Source organism: Pseudomonas oryzae (genome assembly GCF_900104805.1).
GTDB classification, from domain to species: Bacteria; Pseudomonadota; Gammaproteobacteria; order Pseudomonadales; family Pseudomonadaceae; genus Geopseudomonas; species Geopseudomonas oryzae.
The window spans coordinates 4106341-4122863 of the sequence record NZ_LT629751.1 but is presented as its reverse complement, the minus strand read 5'-3'; the positions used below and the strand labels follow the sequence as shown (position 1 = coordinate 4122863).

17 protein-coding genes are annotated in these 16523 nt (G+C 70.8%); 12 read left to right on the top strand and 5 right to left on the bottom strand.

Features of this window, described 5'->3' with window-relative positions; genetic code table 11:
* Positions 1–40 precede the first annotated feature (40 nt).
* Positions 41–655, top strand: a complete 615-nt coding sequence (locus BLT78_RS18760) for a helix-turn-helix transcriptional regulator (protein ID WP_090351341.1) — start codon at positions 41–43, stop codon at positions 653–655.
* A gap of 7 nt (positions 656–662) precedes the next feature.
* Here BLT78_RS18760 and BLT78_RS18755 read toward each other — a convergent pair whose 3' ends face one another.
* On the bottom strand, positions 663–1178 hold the full coding sequence (locus BLT78_RS18755) for a dihydrofolate reductase (RefSeq protein ID WP_090351340.1): 516 nt from the start codon (positions 1176–1178) through the stop codon (positions 663–665).
* A 97-nt stretch (positions 1179–1275) separates the two neighbouring features.
* On the opposite strand from BLT78_RS18755, the gene BLT78_RS18750 reads away from it, so the two are divergent.
* Positions 1276–2655: a DUF2868 domain-containing protein gene (locus BLT78_RS18750; RefSeq protein ID WP_090351339.1), complete on the top strand. Its 1380-nt coding sequence runs from the start codon at positions 1276–1278 to the stop codon at positions 2653–2655.
* Positions 2648–4018: a DUF3482 domain-containing protein gene (locus BLT78_RS18745; RefSeq protein WP_090351337.1), complete on the top strand. Its 1371-nt coding sequence runs from the start codon at positions 2648–2650 to the stop codon at positions 4016–4018. The genes BLT78_RS18750 and BLT78_RS18745 overlap by 8 nt, the downstream gene beginning before the upstream one ends.
* Before the next feature lie 57 nt (positions 4019–4075).
* Here the strand turns inward: BLT78_RS18745 and BLT78_RS18740 are convergent, their stop codons facing one another.
* The gene (locus tag BLT78_RS18740; RefSeq protein ID WP_090351335.1) at positions 4076–4816 is read right to left on the bottom strand and encodes a hypothetical protein; all 741 of its coding nucleotides are present in this window, start codon (positions 4814–4816) and stop codon (positions 4076–4078) included.
* Positions 4817–5064: 248 nt separating this feature from the next.
* Between BLT78_RS18740 and BLT78_RS18735 the strand changes: the two genes are divergently transcribed.
* Entirely contained in the window at positions 5065–5691 is a 627-nt protein-coding gene (locus BLT78_RS18735; RefSeq protein WP_090351334.1) for a 2OG-Fe(II) oxygenase, read from the top strand.
* Between the two features lie 76 nt (positions 5692–5767).
* The gene (locus BLT78_RS18730; RefSeq protein WP_090351332.1) at positions 5768–6199 is read left to right on the top strand and encodes a DUF4399 domain-containing protein; all 432 of its coding nucleotides are present in this window, start codon (positions 5768–5770) and stop codon (positions 6197–6199) included.
* Between the two features lie 62 nt (positions 6200–6261).
* On the opposite strand, the gene serA is transcribed toward BLT78_RS18730, so the two are convergent.
* Entirely contained in the window at positions 6262–7494 is a 1233-nt protein-coding gene (gene serA, locus BLT78_RS18725; protein WP_090351330.1) for a phosphoglycerate dehydrogenase, read from the bottom strand.
* A 183-nt stretch (positions 7495–7677) separates the two neighbouring features.
* On the opposite strand from serA, the gene BLT78_RS18720 reads away from it, so the two are divergent.
* The 4 genes from BLT78_RS18720 (at position 7678) to BLT78_RS18705 (ending at position 11870) form a co-directional block, all read left to right on the top strand.
* Complete coding sequence (locus BLT78_RS18720) at positions 7678–9072, top strand: FAD-binding oxidoreductase (RefSeq protein ID WP_090351328.1); 1395 nt, start codon at positions 7678–7680, stop codon at positions 9070–9072.
* Positions 9073–9149: 77 nt separating this feature from the next.
* Positions 9150–9815: a fumarylacetoacetate hydrolase family protein gene (locus BLT78_RS18715; RefSeq protein WP_090351326.1), complete on the top strand. Its 666-nt coding sequence runs from the start codon at positions 9150–9152 to the stop codon at positions 9813–9815.
* Positions 9816–9915: 100 nt separating this feature from the next.
* Positions 9916–10842: an SdiA-regulated domain-containing protein gene (locus BLT78_RS18710; RefSeq protein ID WP_090351325.1), complete on the top strand. Its 927-nt coding sequence runs from the start codon at positions 9916–9918 to the stop codon at positions 10840–10842.
* 83 nt (positions 10843–10925) lie between these two features.
* Entirely contained in the window at positions 10926–11870 is a 945-nt protein-coding gene (locus tag BLT78_RS18705; RefSeq protein ID WP_090352412.1) for an SdiA-regulated domain-containing protein, read from the top strand.
* Positions 11871–11874: 4 nt separating this feature from the next.
* Here BLT78_RS18705 and BLT78_RS18700 read toward each other — a convergent pair whose 3' ends face one another.
* Both BLT78_RS18700 and rpiA read right to left on the bottom strand, forming a co-directional pair.
* Positions 11875–12213: a YegP family protein gene (locus BLT78_RS18700; protein WP_090351323.1), complete on the bottom strand. Its 339-nt coding sequence runs from the start codon at positions 12211–12213 to the stop codon at positions 11875–11877.
* A 176-nt stretch (positions 12214–12389) separates the two neighbouring features.
* A complete protein-coding gene (rpiA, locus tag BLT78_RS18695; RefSeq protein ID WP_090351322.1) occupies positions 12390–13061 on the bottom strand; it encodes a ribose-5-phosphate isomerase RpiA in 672 nt (223 codons plus the stop codon).
* 139 nt (positions 13062–13200) lie between these two features.
* On the opposite strand from rpiA, the gene ilvA reads away from it, so the two are divergent.
* From ilvA to BLT78_RS18680, 3 genes are all read left to right on the top strand, one after another.
* A complete protein-coding gene (ilvA, locus tag BLT78_RS18690; RefSeq protein WP_090351321.1) occupies positions 13201–14715 on the top strand; it encodes a threonine ammonia-lyase, biosynthetic in 1515 nt (504 codons plus the stop codon).
* Between the two features lie 71 nt (positions 14716–14786).
* Positions 14787–16052 (top strand): SDR family oxidoreductase, encoded by a 1266-nt coding sequence (locus tag BLT78_RS18685; RefSeq protein ID WP_090351319.1) that lies wholly within the window; start codon positions 14787–14789, stop codon positions 16050–16052.
* A complete protein-coding gene (locus BLT78_RS18680) occupies positions 16049–16516 on the top strand; it encodes a DUF2269 family protein (protein ID WP_090351318.1) in 468 nt (155 codons plus the stop codon). Before BLT78_RS18685 ends, BLT78_RS18680 begins: the two co-directional genes overlap by 4 nt.
* The last annotated feature ends 7 nt before the right edge of the window (positions 16517–16523 follow it).

Below are 16523 nucleotides of genomic sequence, written 5' to 3'. Positions count from 1 at the left end.
GGCGCGCAGTGCGCCCCGCGCCACGACAGGCGAGGTACCGATGGTTCCCGGACTTGGCCACACCCAGCAGGCGCTGCTCGCCGCGCTGCTGCACACCCCGGAAGGCATGAGCATCGAGGGGCTGGCCGCGCAGCTCGCCGTGACCCGCACCGCCGTGCGCCAGCACCTGGCCGCCCTCGAGCGCGACGGCCTGGTCGAGCGCGGCGCGACCCGGCCCACCGGCCGGCGTCCGGAGCAGCTGCACCGACTCAGCGCGCGCGGACGCGAGCTGTTTCCCCGCCAGTACCAGCTGCTCGCCGACCTGCTGCTCGGCGAGGTGGCGCAGCGCATCGGCGAGGAACAGCTGGTGGCGCTGCTGCGCGGCCTGGGCCAGCGCCTGGCCGCCGGACTGGAGTCACAGGTGGTGGACGAGGCGCGCATCGTCGACCACATGAACCAGGTCGGCTACTCCGCGCAGCTGATCGCCCGCACGGGCGGCGCGGCGGAAATCGTCGCCCACAACTGCGTGTTCCACCACCTGGCCAGCCGCCACCCGCAGGTCTGCGAACTGGACTTGGCGTTGATCGGCAGTCTGGGCGGTGCCGCCGTCGAGCACTGCGAATGCATGGTGCGTGGCGGCGCGGTGTGCCGCTTCCGCCTGCGCCGTGACGGCTGAAGGGCGATCAGACGCGCTGCCAGGTCTCGTAGGCGTGCGCCGGCGTCTCGCCCGTCGCCCCGTGCTCCTCGCGCGCGGCCAGCCGCCAGCCGTCCACCGCGAACTCGGGGAAGAAGGCATCACCCGCCGGCTTGAGATGCACGCGGGTCAGGTACAGACGCGCGGCGCGCGGCAGCCCCTGGGCGTACAACTCGGCGCCGCCGATCAGCATCAGTTCGTCGGCGCCCTGCGCCCGCGCCCACTGGTCGGCGCGGGCGATGGCCGCCTCGAGGGAGAGGAATACTTCGGCGCCGTCCAGCACGAGATCGGCCTGGCGGCTGACCACCAGGTTGAGCCGGCCCGGCAGCGGCCGGCCGAGCGAATCCCAGGTCTTGCGGCCCATGATGATCGGCTTGCCGAGGGTCACGGCCTTGAAGTGCTTGAGATCCGCCGGCAGGTGCCAGGGCAGGCGGTTGTCGATGCCGATCACGCGGTTGTCGGCCAGCGCGGCGATCAGGGCGAGGGGGAGTGTCGAGGTCTTCATGGGGCGCGAGGATAGCAGCCGACAGCGACCCTGACGATGCCGGGGCCGGCGCCAGCGGTTATCCTCGACGCATGATCCCTGCCGCCATGGAGGCCGCGTGCCGCTGAAGTCCATCCCCGACACCCTCTGGCTGGCCGAAGCCCTGCGCCTGACCGAGGAGCAGCGCGGCCCGCTGGAGGACGCCGAGGCCTGCCGCCAGGCGCGCGCCGGTGGCGGCGACCTGCGTCGGCGCATCCTCGAGCGCGCGGCCTTGCTGGCCTGCCGCGACGGCCTCGACCAGGCCCTGCGCCACTGGCGCCAGGGCGCGCGCCTGGCCCTGCTGCTGCTCGCCGTGCTGGCGCTCGGCAGCGGCGCCGGGCTGGCCTTCGCCGCACTCGGCGACGGCGCCCGCCCGGTCAACCTGCTGTGGGCGCTGGGCAGCCTGCTCGGCCTGCATCTCGCCACCCTCGCCGGCTGGGCGCTGGGTCTGGCCTTAGGCGGCGAAGCCGGCAGCGCCCTCGGCCGCCTGTGGCTGGGCCTGAGCGACCGTCTGCTGCGCGACCGCCGTGGCGCCTGGCTCGGCCCGGCCCTGGCCCAGCTGCTCGGCCGCGCCGGGCTGCAGCGCTGGGCGCTCGGCCTGCTCAGCCACGGCCTGTGGCTGCTCGCCCTGCTCGCCGCGCTGGCGGTGCTGCTGGCCCAGCTGGCCACCCGCCGCTACGGTTTCGTCTGGGAAACCACCCTGCTGCCGGCGGAGAGCTTCGCCGCACTGATCCACGGCCTCGGCGCCCTGCCCGCCCTGCTCGGCTTCCCGCAGCCGGACCTCGCGCTGCTGCGCGCCAGCGGCGAGTCGGTGGTCGGCGGCGAGGCGGCGCGGCAGACCTGGGCGGCCTGGCTGCTCGGCGTGTTCGTGGTCTACGGCCTGTTGCCGCGCGCCCTGCTCGCCCTGCTCTGCCTGTGGCGCTGGCGGCGCGGCCTCGCCCGCCTCGAGCTGGATCTCGACCAGCCCGGCTACAGCCGCCTGCGCGCGCGTCTGTTGCCGTCCAGCGAACGCCTCGGCGTCAGCGACCTGGCCCCCGCGCAGCTGCACCAGCCGGCCGCCGGGCAGACCGACAGCGGCGCCCGGGGCGCCCTGCTGGTGGCGGTGGAGCTGGACGACCGCCGCGCCTGGCCGCCGGCACTGCCGGCCGGGGTGCGCGATGCCGGCATCCTCGACGACGGCGCCCAGCGCCGCCGCCTGCTCGAGCAGCTCAGCCAGCATCCGCCGGCGCGCCTGCTGATCGCCTGCGACCCGCGCCGCTCGCCGGACCGCGGCACCCTGGCGCTGCTCGGCGAGCTGGCGCGCAGCGCCAGCGCCACGCGCATCTGGCTGCTGCCGGCGCCGCCCGGCGAAGCGCTGGACAGCCAGCGCCTGGGCGACTGGCACGCCGCCCTCGACGCCCTGCACCTGCCGTGGGCCGACAGCGCGGCCTGGCACTGGCTGGAGAAGGGGCATGACTGAACCGCTGAAGCTGGCCGTGGTTGGCCACACCAACGTCGGCAAGACCTCGCTGCTGCGCACCCTGACCCGCGACGTCGACTTCGGCGAGGTATCGCACCGGCCGAGCACCACCCGCCACGTCGAGGGCGCGCGCCTGACGGTGGACGGCAGCGCGCTGCTCGAGCTGTACGACACCCCGGGCCTGGAGGACGCCATCGCCCTGCGCGACTTCCTCGACGCCCTCGCCGCGCCCGGCGAGCGTCTCGACGGCCCGGAACGGCTGACGCGCTTTCTCGCCGGCCCCGAGGCGCGCGGGCGCTTCGAGCAGGAGGCCAAGGTGCTGCGCCAGCTGCTCGCCTCCGACGCCGGCCTGTACGTGATCGACGCCCGCGAGCCGGTGCTGGCCAAGTACCGCGACGAGCTGGCGGTGCTCGCCGACTGCGGCAAGCCGCTGCTGCCGGTGCTCAACTTCGTCGCCGCCGGCCGGCAGCGCGAGGACGACTGGCGCGCCGCGCTGGCCCGCCTCGGCCTGCACGCGCTGGTGTGCTTCGACAGCGTGGCGCCGCCGCTGGACGGCGAGCGGCGCCTGTACGAGAGCCTCGCCCTGCTGCTGGAACGTGCGCGCCCGGCGCTGGAACGACTGATCGCCGATCACCAGGCACAGCGCCTGGCGCGCCGTGCCGGCGGGGCGCGGCTGATCGCCGAGCTGCTGCTCGACGCTGCCGCCTGCCGGCGCCTGGTGCCCGGCGATGCGGCCAGCCTGACCGCCGCGGTCGAGCGGCTGCAGGGCGAACTGCGCGAGCGCGAGCAGCGCTGCGTCGAGGCGCTGCTCGAGCTGTACGCGTTCCGCCCCGGCGACGCCGTGACCGGCGCGCTGCCGCTGCTGGACGGGCGCTGGGGCGACGACCTGTTCCATGCGGAAACCCTGAAGCAGCTCGGCGTGCGGGTCGGCGGCGGCATGGCGGCCGGTGCCGCAGCCGGTGCGGGCATCGACCTGCTGGTCGGCGGCCTCACCCTGGGTACCGCCGCGGCGCTGGGCGCCATCGCCGGCGGCAGCTGGCAGACCCTGCGCAACTACGGGCAGCGCCTCAAGGGCAAGCTCACCGGCCAGCGCGAGCTGAGCGTCGACGACGCCGTGCTGCGCCTGCTCGCCCTGCGCCAGCGCCAGCTGCTGACCGCGCTGGAAGGCCGCGGCCACGCCGCGCAGCAGCGCCTGCGCCTGGACAACCCGCAGGAGCAGACCTGGCGCGAAGGAAAACTGCCGGAGCCCCTGCACCGGGCGCGCGCCCACCCCGAGTGGTCGAACCTCAACGACGGCGATCTGCCGCAGCAGGCCGAGCGCCAGGAAGCGATCCGCCGGCTGGCGGAGGAGCTGCGGACGTAGGTGCGCCACGCACACCGAGGGGGATATCTGCGGTGCGCGTGGCGCACCCTCCGGCGCTTACTGCCCGCCCTGCAGACCGGCGCGGATCGCCTGCAGCGCCGCGCGGTAGTAGACCTGGCCCTCCACCGACTCGGCGAAGGCCACGTACTCGGCGAGCTGGGCGTCGCTCAGCTCGCGGTACACGTACAGCAGGGTGTTCTCCAGCTGGCCATCGATCTGCTGCATCAGCCGCTCGCGCTGGCCGCTGAGCATGTCCTGCGGGGTGCCGTTGCCGAGCAGTCCGGACAGCCCGGGCAGCATCTGGCTGAGGCTGTCGGCGGCTACTCCGGCCAGCGCCAGGCTGACCTCGGCGCCGGCCTCGCGCGCCGGCAGCGCCTTGCCCAGGCGCTGCACCAGGGCGCGCCGCGCGGCACTGGCGTTCACCTGCGGCAGCCCGTCGGCATGACGCTGCAGCTCGGCGGGCGAGGTGGCGCGCACCTCGCGCGCGACCACCGCGCGGCCCAGCGGACTGTCGAAGAAGCGGATCGCCGGCAGCGGGTCAGGCAGGCTCTGGCGCAGGCTGGCCAGCGCGCGCTGGTCGATCGCCTGCGGCGCGAAACGGCGGTTGCTGTTGTCGACCAGGGTCTGGAACACCGCCGGCGGCAGGCTGCCCTGGTAACGCTGCTGGGCGTTGACCAGCGCGGCGCTGAAGTGTTCGCGCTGCTGCGGCCAGCCGGCCAGCTCGTAGAGCAGGTCGTGCTCGTCGGCCCGGCTCAGCAGGCTGACGACACAGAGGGCGAGGGCGATCAGGACACGCATGGCAACTCCAGCGAAACAGGGGCGTATTGTCGGCGCTGTGCGGCCAACTTGTCGAGGCGCGCCGGCCTGCCAGCGGTCGCCAGGCCGGACGCTCCTGGTGGGTTTGGCCATCGCCGCGGGCATTGGTTCAGCCGGTCCGCGCTGCGGCAAAAAGTGGCTCGGCAGGCGCGCCCGCTACCCGTACACTCGGCTGCCGCGCCGCAGGCCCTCCGCCCGGCCGCGGCTCCGCCCAGCCTCTGGAAAGCGCCATGACCGAGCACGACACCGCCGCCCCGCTGATCTCCCGCATCCTCGACGATCTGGCCAGCCAGGGCTGGTCGGTGCAGACCGCCGCCCTGCCGCCGCAACTGAGCGCCGCGCTGGCCGCGGAGTGCCGCCGCCGCCACGCCGCTGGCGAGCTGGCGCGCGCCTCGGTCGGCCGCGGCAGCGCCCAGCTGGTCGACGAGGGCATCCGCGGCGACCATATCCAGTGGCTGGGACGCGGCGAGACGCCGGCCACCGACCAGTACCTCGACCTGCTCGATACGTTGCGCGAGGCGCTCAACCGCGAGCTGTTCCTCGGCCTTGAGGACTACGAGTGCCACTTCGCCCTGTATCCGCCGGGCAGCTTCTACCGCCGCCACCTCGACCGTTTCCGCGACGACGACCGCCGCACGGTGACCACGGTGTGCTACCTCAACGCCGACTGGCAGGTCGAGCACGGCGGCGCCCTGCGCATGGAACTGGCCGACGGCAGTGAGCAGGACGTGCTGCCGGCCGCCGGCACCCTGGTGGTGTTCATGTCCGCCGACTTCCCCCACGAGGTGCTGCCGGCCGGCCGCGAGCGCCTGTCGCTGACCGGCTGGTATCGCCGACGCGGCAGCGGGCCGCTCTGAATTGCGCCTGTGGCTGGAACCTTGCAGCGGAGCGGCTAGTCTGTAACGGGACTTTCCCTGCACAAGGAACCTTGCGATGCGCTCTCTGCTTGCCACCTGCGGTCTGCTCGCCGCCGTTGCCCTCGCCACTCCGGCCATGGCCGAAGTGCCGCGCACCCCGGCCCCGGCTGGCGCCGCCGTGCACATCGTCGAACCCGCCGACGGCGCCACCCTCAGCGGACCGTTCACCGTCAAGTTCGGCCTCGAGGGCATGAGCGTGGCACCGGCCGGCTCCGATGCCCCGGCCTCCGGCCATCACCACCTGCTGATCGACGTCGCCGAGCTGCCGGCCATGGATCAGCCGCTGCCGGCCACCGACAACATCCGCCACTTCGGCAAGGGCCAGACCGAGACCGAACTGACCCTGCCGCCGGGCCAGCACAGCCTGCAGCTGCTGATGGGCGACAAGAACCATGTCCCGCACCAGCCGCCGGTGCTGTCGGAGAAGATCACCATCACCGTGCAGTAAGCGCGGACCACAAAAACAAAAAAGGGAGGCCGAGGCCTCCCTTTTTCATCCTGGCGCGATGCTTAGAACAGCACGCGGCAGCGGATGGTACCCTTGATCTCCTGCAGCTTCTGCAGAGCCAGGTCGGAGTATTCCTTGTCGACGTCGACCACCACGTAGCCGACCTTCTCGTTGGTCTGCAGGAACTGGCCGGAGATGTTGATGCCGTTGTCGGCGAACACCTTGTTGATCTCGCTGAGCACGCCCGGGATGTTCTGGTGGATGTGCAGCAGGCGGTGCATGCCGGCGTGGGCCGGCAGGGCCACTTCCGGGAAGTTCACGGAGGACACCGAGGTACCGTTGTCGCTGTACTTGACCAGCTTCTCGGCCACTTCCAGACCGATGTTGGCCTGCGCCTCGGCGGTGGAGCCGCCGATGTGCGGGGTGAGGATCACGCGATCCAGGCCACGCAGCGGGCTCTCGAACTCCTCGTCGTTGGACTTGGGCTCGACCGGGAACACGTCGATGGCGGCGCCGATCAGGTGCTCGTCCTTGATCGCCTCGGCCAGGTGGTCCAGCTCGACCACGGTGCCGCGCGCGGCGTTGATCAGGATGCCGCCCTTCTTCATCGCGCGGATTTCCTTCTCGCCGATCATCCACTGGGTGGACGGCAGCTCCGGCACGTGCAGGGAGACGATGTCGCACATGCCCAGCAGCTCGTACAGCGAGCCGATCTGGGTGGCGTTGCCGATCGGCAGCTTGGTCACCACGTCGTAGAAGTAGACCTGCATGCCGAGGGCCTCGGCGAGCACGGAGAGCTGGGTGCCGATCGAGCCGTAGCCGACGATGCCGAGCTTCTTGCCGCGGATCTCGAAGGAGTTGGCCGCCGACTTGATCCAGCCGCCGCGGTGGCAGGAGGCGTTCTTCTCGGGGATGCCGCGCAGCAGCAGGATGGCCTCGGCCAGCACCAGCTCGGCCACCGAGCGGGTGTTCGAGTAGGGCGCGTTGAACACCGCGATGCCACGCTCGCGGGCGGCGTTGAGGTCGACCTGGTTGGTGCCGATGCAGAAGCAGCCGACGGCTACCAGCTTCTTGGCGCAGTCGAAGACTTCCTCGGTCAGCTGGGTGCGCGAGCGGATGCCGATGAAGTGCACGTCGGCGATCTTGGCCTTGAGCTCCTCGCCGGACAGGGCGCCCTTCAGGTACTCGATGTTGGTGTAGCCGGCGGCCTTCAGGGTGTCCACGGCGTTCTGGTGCACACCTTCGAGAAGAAGGAACTTGATCTTGCTCTTGTCGAGAGAGGTCGTCTTGCTCATCTGCGTAAACCTGTTGTCCCGGGGGTTGTCTGGGCGATGGACAGCGCGGGCTGTGCCGACCCGAAAGTCGGCGGCGGGCGCGATCGGCGGGGTGCGTATGCTACCATAGCGCCCCCGCGAAGCGCCCATCCCCGAGCATGAAGCCTGCTCAGGGTGACCATGAACCGCCCGAGATTTCCGCAGATGAGCCAAGCTGCCCTGATCGAAGAACTGAAGACACTGGTCGAGCCCGGCAAGGTGCTGACCGACGCCGACTCCCTGGACGCCTACGGCAAGGACTGGACCAAGCAGTTCGCCCCGGCGCCGCTGGCCATCGCCTTCCCCAAGTCCATCGAGGAAGTGCAGGCCATCGTGCGCTGGGCCAACGAGCGCAAGGTCGCCCTGGTGCCTTCGGGTGGCCGTACCGGCCTGTCCGCCGGCGCCGTCGCTGCCCACGGCGAGGTGGTGGTGGCCTTCGACTACATGAACAAGATTCTCGAGTTCAACGCCTTCGACCGTACCGTGCGCTGCCAGGCCGGCGTGGTCACCGAGCAGCTGCAGAACTTCGCCGAAGAGCAGGGCCTGTACTACCCGGTGGACTTCGCCTCGGCCGGCTCCAGCCAGATCGGCGGCAACATCGGCACCAACGCCGGCGGCATCAAGGTGATCCGCTACGGCATGACCCGCAACTGGGTCGCCGGCCTCAAGGTGGTCACCGGCAAGGGCGACATCCTCGAGCTGAACCGCGACCTGATCAAGAACGCCACCGGCTACGACCTGCGCCAGCTGTTCATCGGCGCCGAGGGCACCCTGGGCTTCGTGGTGGAAGCGACCATGCGCCTCGACCGCGCACCGAAGAACCTCACCGCCATGGTCCTCGGCGCCGCCGACCTCGACTCGATCATGCCGGTGCTGCACGCCTTCCAGGACAAGCTCGACCTGACCGCCTTCGAGTTCTTCTCCGACAAGGCGCTGGCCAAGGTGCTGGCCCGCGGCGACGTGCCGGCGGCGTTCGAGACCGAGTGCCCGTACTACGCGCTGCTCGAGTTCGAAGCCAGCAGCGAGGAGGTGTCCAACGCCGCGCTGGAGCTGTTCGAGCACTGCGTCGAGCAGGGCTGGGTGCTCGATGGCGTGATGAGCCAGAGCGAGCAGCAGCTGCAGAACCTGTGGAAGCTGCGCGAGTACATCTCCGAGACCATCAGCCACTGGACCCCGTACAAGAACGACATCTCGGTCACCGTGTCGAAGGTGCCGGCGTTCCTCAAGGAAATCGACAGCATCGTCGGCGAGCACTATCCGGACTTCGAGATCGTCTGGTTCGGCCACATCGGCGACGGCAACCTGCACCTGAACATCCTCAAGCCCGACGCCATGGCCAAGGAAGACTTCTTCGCCAAGTGCGCTACCGTCAACAAGTGGGTGTTCGAGACCGTGGAGAAGTACCACGGCTCGATCAGCGCCGAGCACGGCATGGGCATGACCAAGCGCGACTACCTGGGCTACAGTCGCTCGGCCGAGGAAATCGCCTGCATGAAGGCGGTCAAGGCGGTATTCGATCCCAACGGCATCATGAACCCCGGCAAGATCTTCCCGGCCTGATGCGCCCAGGGTGGCGGACCGCATGCCGGCTGCCACCCCTCTCGCCCGTCAAGGACCCCAGCCTTCAGGAGTCACGCATGAGCTACCAGCACCAGTACGCCGACGGCACGCGCATCCACTTCCCGCTGGGCAAGGTGGTCTGCGTCGGCCGCAACTACGCCGAACATGCCAAGGAACTGAACAACCCGGTGCCCAGCGAGCCGCTGCTGTTCATCAAGCCGGCCACCGCGGTGGTCAATCTGGAAGGCGGCTTCGCCATTCCCGAAGGCCGCGGCGAGGTGCACTACGAGACCGAGATCGCCGTGCTGATCGGCAAGCCGCTGTCCACCCACCCGGACGACGAGGAGATCCTCGGCGCCATCTCCGGCTTCGGCGTGGCCCTCGACCTGACCCTGCGCGACGTGCAGGCACGCCTCAAGGACAAGGGTCATCCGTGGGAGATCGCCAAGGCCTTCGACGGCGCCTGCCCGCTGTCGCCCTTCGTGCCCAGCGACGCGGTGGAAGACCTGAGCGACATCGGCGTGCGCCTGACCCTCAACGGCGAAGTGCGCCAGGACGGCAACAGCCGCGACATGCTGACCCCGATCCTGCCGCTGATCCGCCACATCAGCGGCCACTTCTCCCTGCAACCGGGCGACGTGGTGCTCACCGGCACCCCGGCCGGAGTCGGCCCGCTGGCCAGCGGCGACCAGCTGGTGGTCGAGCTGCCCGGACTGAGCCGCTTCGCGACCCACGTGCTCTGAGCGGACGGCGGGCCGCGGCGTGCGCCTGCGGTCCGCCCTTCACACGCTTTTCAACAATGCGCAGGCATTCTGGCACGCCCTGTCCACATGACCGTCGCCGATGCCGCTCCGCTCCTCCCGCCCCGTCCGCTGGCGCCACCTGCTGCTCGTCTGTCTGCTGTTCGGCGCCACCGCCCTGCTGAGCGCCACCCATCTGCTGCACTGGGATGACCAGCTGGCGCTGTTCTGGCAGGAGCAGTCGGCGACCGACGCCGAGCGCACGTCCGGCATCTGGCTGCCGGACTACCGCCTGCAGCTGGAGACCGAGCTGGCCGGTCTCGAGGATGACGAGACCTCCGGCCTGACCTGGAACCCGCTGACCGGCACCCTGTTCACCGTCACCGGACAGAACCCGCAGCTGGTCGAGTTCACCCCCGGCGGGGTGATCCTGCGGCGTATCCGCCTCGACGGTTTTTCCGACCCCGAGGCGGTCGAGGCCCTCGGCGACGGCCGCCTGGCCATCGTCGACGAGCGCCGCCGGCGCCTCGCGGTGTTCCACCTCGAGCCCGGCGTCGAGCACCTCGACTTCGCCACGCTGCCCAGCTACGACCTGGGCTTCGCCGATGCCGGCAACAAGGGCTTCGAGGGGCTGGCCTGGAACCCGCGCACCCGCCGCCTGCTGCTGGCCAAGGAGCGCGAACCGCTCGGCCTGTTCAGCCTGCCGTTCCCCGGCGAGGACGGCGCCGCCGGCAGCCTGGAGCCGATGCCCGGCGCCCATCTGCTGGTCCGCGACCTGTCCTCGGTGGCCATCGATCCGCGCAGCGGGCATACCCTGCTGCTCTCCGACGAATCGCGCCTGCTGGTCGAGCTCGACCTGGAGGGCAAGCCGCGCAGCTTCATCGGCCTGTTCAGCGGCCTGCACGGCCTGGTGCGCGGCATCGCCCAGGCCGAGGGCGTGGCCATGGACACCGCCGGCAACATCTACGTGGTCGGCGAGCCGAACCGCTTCTACGTGTTCAGCCGCCAGCCGGCGGACGCCACGCTTTAAGCCTAGATTCATGCAAGGCGGGCAAGCTCGTGCATTCAGTCGAGTGCCGGGAGACGGAGCCCACCATGAAGAGCTTCCAGACCATGCCGCTGTTGCCACCTGCGCCGCGCCGCACACGCCCGGCACGCCTGCTGCTCGGGCTGCTCGCCGCCCTCCTGGCGCTCGGCCTGCTGGCCTTCGCCCAGCACCTGCGCCTGTTCGAGCGCGGCTGGTTCTTCGTCCGCGAGTGGCGGCACACCGCCGAGTGGCGCGAGCGCTCGCTGTGGCTGCCGGACTACCGGGTGGCCATCGAGGCGCGGCCGATCGAGGGGCTGGAAGATGACATCTCCGCGCTGACCTTCGATCCCGGGCGGCGCAGCCTGTTCACGGTGACCAACGCCACCCCCGAGCTGCTCGAACTGTCGCTGGACGGCCGCATCCTGCGGCGCATCGCCCTGCACGGCTTCGGCGATCCGGAGGCGATCGAGTACATCGCCCCCGGCGTGTTCGTGATCAGCGACGAGCGCGACCAGCGCCTGATCAAGGTGCGCGTCGACGACAGCGCCACCGCCCTCGACGCCCGCGACGGTCAGCAGCTGGCGCTGGGCATCGAGCACGCCGACGACAACAAGGGTTTCGAGGGACTGGCCTACGACTCCGCCGGCCAGCGCCTGTTCGTTGCCAAGGAGCGCGACCCCATGCGCATCTACGAGATCCGCGGCTTCCCCCACGTCGATGCGGCCCAGCCGCTGGCCGTGCAGGTACAGGACGACCCGCAGCGTGACCGGCGACTGTTCGTCCGCGACCTGTCCAGCCTGCAGTACGACAGCGCCAGCGGCCACCTGCTGGCGTTGTCCGACGAGTCGCGCCTGGTGCTCGAGCTGGACAGCCACGGCCGGCCGATCAGCAGCCTGTCGCTGCTGGCCGGCCAGCACGGCCTGCAGCGTTCGGTGCCGCAGGCCGAGGGCATCGCCCTGGACGATGCGGGTAACCTCTACCTGGTCAGCGAGCCGAACCTGTTCTACCTGTTCCACAAGCCCGCCGACTGACGGTTCAGCCCTGGGTAGCGTCGACCAGCACGGCCTCCGGGGCGTGGCGCTTGACCGACTCCATGCCCAGCTTGCAGCCGTCGACGCTGGCATACATCTGGCTCTGGCCGATGGTCTGGCCGTTGCTGGCCTTGAGCACGAAATAGGGCCGACCGTCCTTGCCGAGCAGCGGCTCGAACGCCCCCTCGCGCACGGCGTTCTTGCGCACCGACTCGATACCGTTGAGCGCCGACTCCTTGGACTTGTACAGCTCGCTGGTGAGGATCGGCTGGCCGTTGCTGGCCTCCAGGTTGAAGTGGAACTGGCCGTTGGCGGCCTTCTTCAGGTGGAACTTGCCGGACATGGTGGCACCTCCGTGTTGGCGGATCATCGCTCGCCGATAACCCTAGACGCTGTGACCACCGCACGCCGGTCCGGTTGCCGCCACCGGGCAGGCGAAGTCTCCGGAACGTGCGCCAGGCAACAAAAAACGCCGGACGGCGGGGCCGTCCGGCGTTCGGGGGCATTCCGGCGAGGGGATCAGCACTCCAGGCGACGCACGCCGTCCTTGGTGCCGAGCAGCAGCAGGTCGGCCGGGCGGGCGGCGAACAGGCCGTTGGTGACCACGCCGACGATGTTGTTGATCTGCTGCTCGAGGGCCACGGCGTCGCCGACCAGCAGGTTGTGCACATCGAGGATCAGGTTGCCGTTGTCGGTGACGCAGCCCTCGCGCAGCACCGGATCGCCGCCCAGCTTGACCAGCTCGCGGGCCACGTGGCTGCGCGCCATCGGCAGCACTTCCACCGGCAGCGGGTAGGCGCCCAGGCGCTCGACCAGCTTGCTCTCGTCGGCGATGCAGACGAAGGTCCGGGCCACCGCGGCAACGATCTTCTCGCGGGTCAGTGCGCCACCGCCGCCCTTGACCAGCTCCAGGCGCGCGTTGCTCTCGTCGGCGCCGTCGACGTAGAACTCCAGTTCGGGAATGCCGTTGAGATCGTAGACCGGGATGCCGTGGCTCTTCAGGCGCGCCGCGGTGGCCTCGGAGCTGGCCACCGCGCCATCGAAGTCGTGGCGGTACTGGGCCAGCGCGTCGATGAAGAAGTTGGCGGTGGAGCCGGTGCCGACCCCGACGATGCTCTTGGCATCGAGGCGCGGGCGGATGAAATCGACGGCGGCCTGGGCCACCGCCTGCTTGAGCTGATCCTGGGTCATGACGGATTCCGCGGAGAGAGGGAAAAATCGCCGCGCATTATAGCGCCAAGCCGGCGCGGCGCGGCCGCGCGGTTGGCCGACCATCGGTCGCAGGAGTAGACTCGGCCCATCCTGCCCATTCCGCCTGCGACCCCCTCCGATGCTCGAACAGTACGTCAAGAAGATCCTCACCTCGCCCGTCTACGACGTGGCGGTGGAAACCCCCCTGCAACCGGCGCGCAGCCTCTCCGAGCGGCTCAACAACCAGATCCTGCTCAAGCGCGAGGACCTGCAGCCGGTGTTCTCCTTCAAGATCCGCGGCGCCTACAACAAGGTCGCCCAGCTCAGCGAGGAGGAGAAGGCGCGCGGGGTGATCGCCGCCTCCGCCGGCAACCACGCCCAGGGCCTGGCGCTGAGCGCCAAGCAGCTCGGCATCAAGGCGGTGATCGTCATGCCCAAGACCACCCCGGACATCAAGGTCCAGGCGGTGCGCGCCCGCGGCGCGCGCGTGGTACTGCACGGCGAGGCCTTCCCCGAAGCGCTGGCCCACTGCCTGAAGCTGGTCGAGGAGAAGGGCTACACCTTCGTGCATCCCTACGACGACCCGGAAGTGATCGCCGGCCAGGGCACCATCGCCATGGAGATCCTGCGCCAGCAGCCGGGGCGCCTGGACGCCATCTTCGTGCCGGTCGGCGGCGGCGGCCTGATCGCCGGCATCGCCGCCTACGTCAAGTACCTGCGTCCGGACATCAAGGTGATCGGCGTCGAGCCCGAGGAGTCCGACTGCCTGCGCGCCGCCATGGCCGCCGGCGAACGCGTGGTGCTGAACCAGGTCGGCCTGTTCGCCGACGGCGTGGCGGTGGCGCAGATCGGCGCCGAGACCTTCCGCATCTGCCGCGAGCACGTCGACGAGGTGGTCACCGTGAGCACCGACGAGATCTGCGCGGCGATGAAGGACATCTACGACGATACCCGCTCGATCACCGAGCCGGCCGGCGCCCTGGGCGTGGCCGGGATCAAGCGCTACGTGCAGCGCGAGGGCGTGACCGGGCAGACCCTGGTGGCCATCGACTCGGGCGCCAACGTCAACTTCGACCGCCTGCGCTACGTCGCCGAGCGCGCCGAACTGGGCGAGCAGCGCGAGGCGATCATCGCCGTGACCATCCCGGAGAAGCCGGGCAGCTTCAAGGCGTTCTGCCAGGCGCTGGGCAAGCGCTCGATCACCGAGTTCAACTACCGCTACAACCGCCCGGACCAGGCGCACATCTTCGTCGGCGTGCAGACCCACCCGGAGACAGACCCGCGCGAGCAGCTGGTCGCCGGCCTGCGCGAGCAGGGCTTCCCGGTGCTCGACCTGACCGAGAGCGAACTGGCCAAGCTGCACATCCGCCACATGGTCGGCGGCCACGCGCCGGGCGCGGAGAACGAGCGGGTGTTCCGCTTCGAGTTCCCCGAGCGCCCCGGCGCACTGTTCAACTTCCTCAACAAGCTGGGCGGGCGCTGGAACATCTCGATGTTCCACTATCGCAACCACGGCGCCGCCGACGGCCGCGTGCTGGTCGGCATGCAGGTGCCGGAAGCCGACCTGCCGCTGCTCACCGAGGCGCTGGACAACATCGGCTACCCGTACTGGAGCGCCAGCGACGACCCGGCCTACAAGCTGTTCCTCGGCTGAAGCCGGCCTGATCACAGGGAGGTGATCGCCATGTTCCCCACGCTCCACCGTCCGACCGGGAGGCTGTGCTGATGCGCATCCTGCTGGTCGGCGCCGGCGGCTTCATCGGCCGCCACCTGCATGTCGCGCTGCGCGCGGCCGGCCATTCGGTGCTGGCCACGGCGCGCCAGCCCGATCCGGCCGCCGCCGGCGACTGGCTGGCGCTGGATCTCGCCGAACTGGCCCGCGATCCGCGCAGCTGCGCCTGGCCGGCCGGCATCGAGCTGGTGATCAACGCCGCCGGCCTGCTGTCCAGCGACCGCGCCCGCCTGCACGAGGTCCAGCACCTCGGCGCCTGCGCGCTGTTCGAGCTGGCCGCCGCACACGGCGCGCGGGTGCTGCAGATCTCCGCACTCGGCGCCGAGGAGACGCCGGACACCGAGTTCCTCGCCAGCAAGGCCGCCGCCGAGCGCCACCTGCTCGGCCTCGGCATCCCCGCCGTGGTGCTGCGTCCCTCGCTGGTGCTCGGCCCGGGCGCGGCCAGCAGCCGCTGGCTGCAGCGCCTGTCGCCCTGGCCGTGGACGCCGCTGCTGGACAACCGCGCGCGCCTGCAGCCGCTGCACGTCGACGACCTGTGCAGCGCGGTGCTCGCCCTGCTCGCTCACTGGCCGGCCCAGCCGTGCAGCCTGGCGCTGGTCGGCCCCGAAGCGCTGAGCATGGGCCAGATCCTCGACCGCCTGCGCGCCGCCCAAGGCTGGGGGGCGGGCCACTACTGGGCGCTACCGCGGCCGCTGGCGCTGGCCGGCGCCTGGCTCGGCGAGCGCCTCGGCTGGCGCGCGCTGAACCGTCAGACCCTGCGTCTGGCGCGGCGCGACAACCTCGCCTCGCCGGAGCCGCTGGCCGAGGCCTGCGGCCATCGCTGCCTGCCGCTGGAGACGCACCTGCACGACTGGCCGCAGGCGACGCACAGCCTCGGCCTGATCCTGCAGCCGCTGCTGCTCGCCCTGCTGGTGCTGGTCTGGCTGGGCACCGCGCTGGCCTGCCTCGGCCCCGGCTTCGCCTGGGGCCTGCGCATCCTCGCCGAGGCCGGCATCGACGGCTGGCCGGCGCGCATCGCCGTGCTCGGCGGCGCCCTGCTCGACGGCGCGCTGGGCCTCAGCCTGCTGTGGCGGCGCTGGCGGCGCCGCGCGCTGCAGGCGCAGGTCGCCCTGATGCTCGCCTACACGGCGCTGATCACCTGGCTGCTGCCGCACTACTGGTTCGATCCCTTCCAGGGCGTCGGCAAGAACCTGATGCTGCTGGCGGTCAGCCTGTGGCTGCTGTGGCTGCCCCCCGCTCACGGACGGAGCGAAGCATGACCCTCTACCTGCTGCTGAAGACCCTGCACATCCTCTCCTCCACCCTGCTGTTCGGCACCGGCCTCGGCTCGGCCTACTACGCCTGGCGCGCCTGGAAGAGCGCGCAGGTGGCGACCATCGCCACCACCTTCCGCCACCTGGTCGCCGCCGACTGGCTGTTCACCACCCCCACCGCTGTCATCCAGCCGCTCAGCGGCCTGGCCATGGTCCACCTGGCCGGCTGGCCGCTCGGCCAGCACTGGCTGCTGCTGACCCTCGTCCTCTACGTGCTGGCTGGGCTGTGCTGGCTGCCGGTGGTCGGGCTGCAGATCCGCGTGCGCGACCTCGCCGTGCAGGCCGAGCGCGACGGCTCGCCGCTGCCGGCCGTGGCCGGGCGCTACATGGCCTGGTGGTTCGCCCTCGGCTGGCCGGCTTTCGCCGCCTTCGTGGTGATCTTCTTCCTGATGGTCACCAAGCCGGCCTGAGCCGCAA

Coding starts and splice junctions, on each gene's coding strand:
- BLT78_RS18760 (WP_090351341.1), top strand. CDS start 41: ATGGTTCCCGGACTTGGCCACACCCAGCAGGCGCTGCTCGCCGCGCTG.
- BLT78_RS18755 (WP_090351340.1), bottom strand. CDS start 1,178: ATGAAGACCTCGACACTCCCCCTCGCCCTGATCGCCGCGCTGGCCGAC.
- BLT78_RS18745 (WP_090351337.1), top strand. CDS start 2,648: ATGACTGAACCGCTGAAGCTGGCCGTGGTTGGCCACACCAACGTCGGC.
- BLT78_RS18740 (WP_090351335.1), bottom strand. CDS start 4,816: ATGCGTGTCCTGATCGCCCTCGCCCTCTGTGTCGTCAGCCTGCTGAGC.
- BLT78_RS18735 (WP_090351334.1), top strand. CDS start 5,065: ATGACCGAGCACGACACCGCCGCCCCGCTGATCTCCCGCATCCTCGAC.
- BLT78_RS18730 (WP_090351332.1), top strand. CDS start 5,768: ATGCGCTCTCTGCTTGCCACCTGCGGTCTGCTCGCCGCCGTTGCCCTC.
- serA (WP_090351330.1), bottom strand. CDS start 7,494: ATGAGCAAGACGACCTCTCTCGACAAGAGCAAGATCAAGTTCCTTCTT.
- BLT78_RS18720 (WP_090351328.1), top strand. CDS start 7,678: ATGAGCCAAGCTGCCCTGATCGAAGAACTGAAGACACTGGTCGAGCCC.
- BLT78_RS18715 (WP_090351326.1), top strand. CDS start 9,150: ATGAGCTACCAGCACCAGTACGCCGACGGCACGCGCATCCACTTCCCG.
- BLT78_RS18710 (WP_090351325.1), top strand. CDS start 9,916: ATGCCGCTCCGCTCCTCCCGCCCCGTCCGCTGGCGCCACCTGCTGCTC.
- BLT78_RS18705 (WP_090352412.1), top strand. CDS start 10,926: ATGCCGCTGTTGCCACCTGCGCCGCGCCGCACACGCCCGGCACGCCTG.
- BLT78_RS18700 (WP_090351323.1), bottom strand. CDS start 12,213: ATGTCCGGCAAGTTCCACCTGAAGAAGGCCGCCAACGGCCAGTTCCAC.
- rpiA (WP_090351322.1), bottom strand. CDS start 13,061: ATGACCCAGGATCAGCTCAAGCAGGCGGTGGCCCAGGCCGCCGTCGAT.
- ilvA (WP_090351321.1), top strand. CDS start 13,201: ATGCTCGAACAGTACGTCAAGAAGATCCTCACCTCGCCCGTCTACGAC.
- BLT78_RS18685 (WP_090351319.1), top strand. CDS start 14,787: ATGCGCATCCTGCTGGTCGGCGCCGGCGGCTTCATCGGCCGCCACCTG.
- BLT78_RS18680 (WP_090351318.1), top strand. CDS start 16,049: ATGACCCTCTACCTGCTGCTGAAGACCCTGCACATCCTCTCCTCCACC.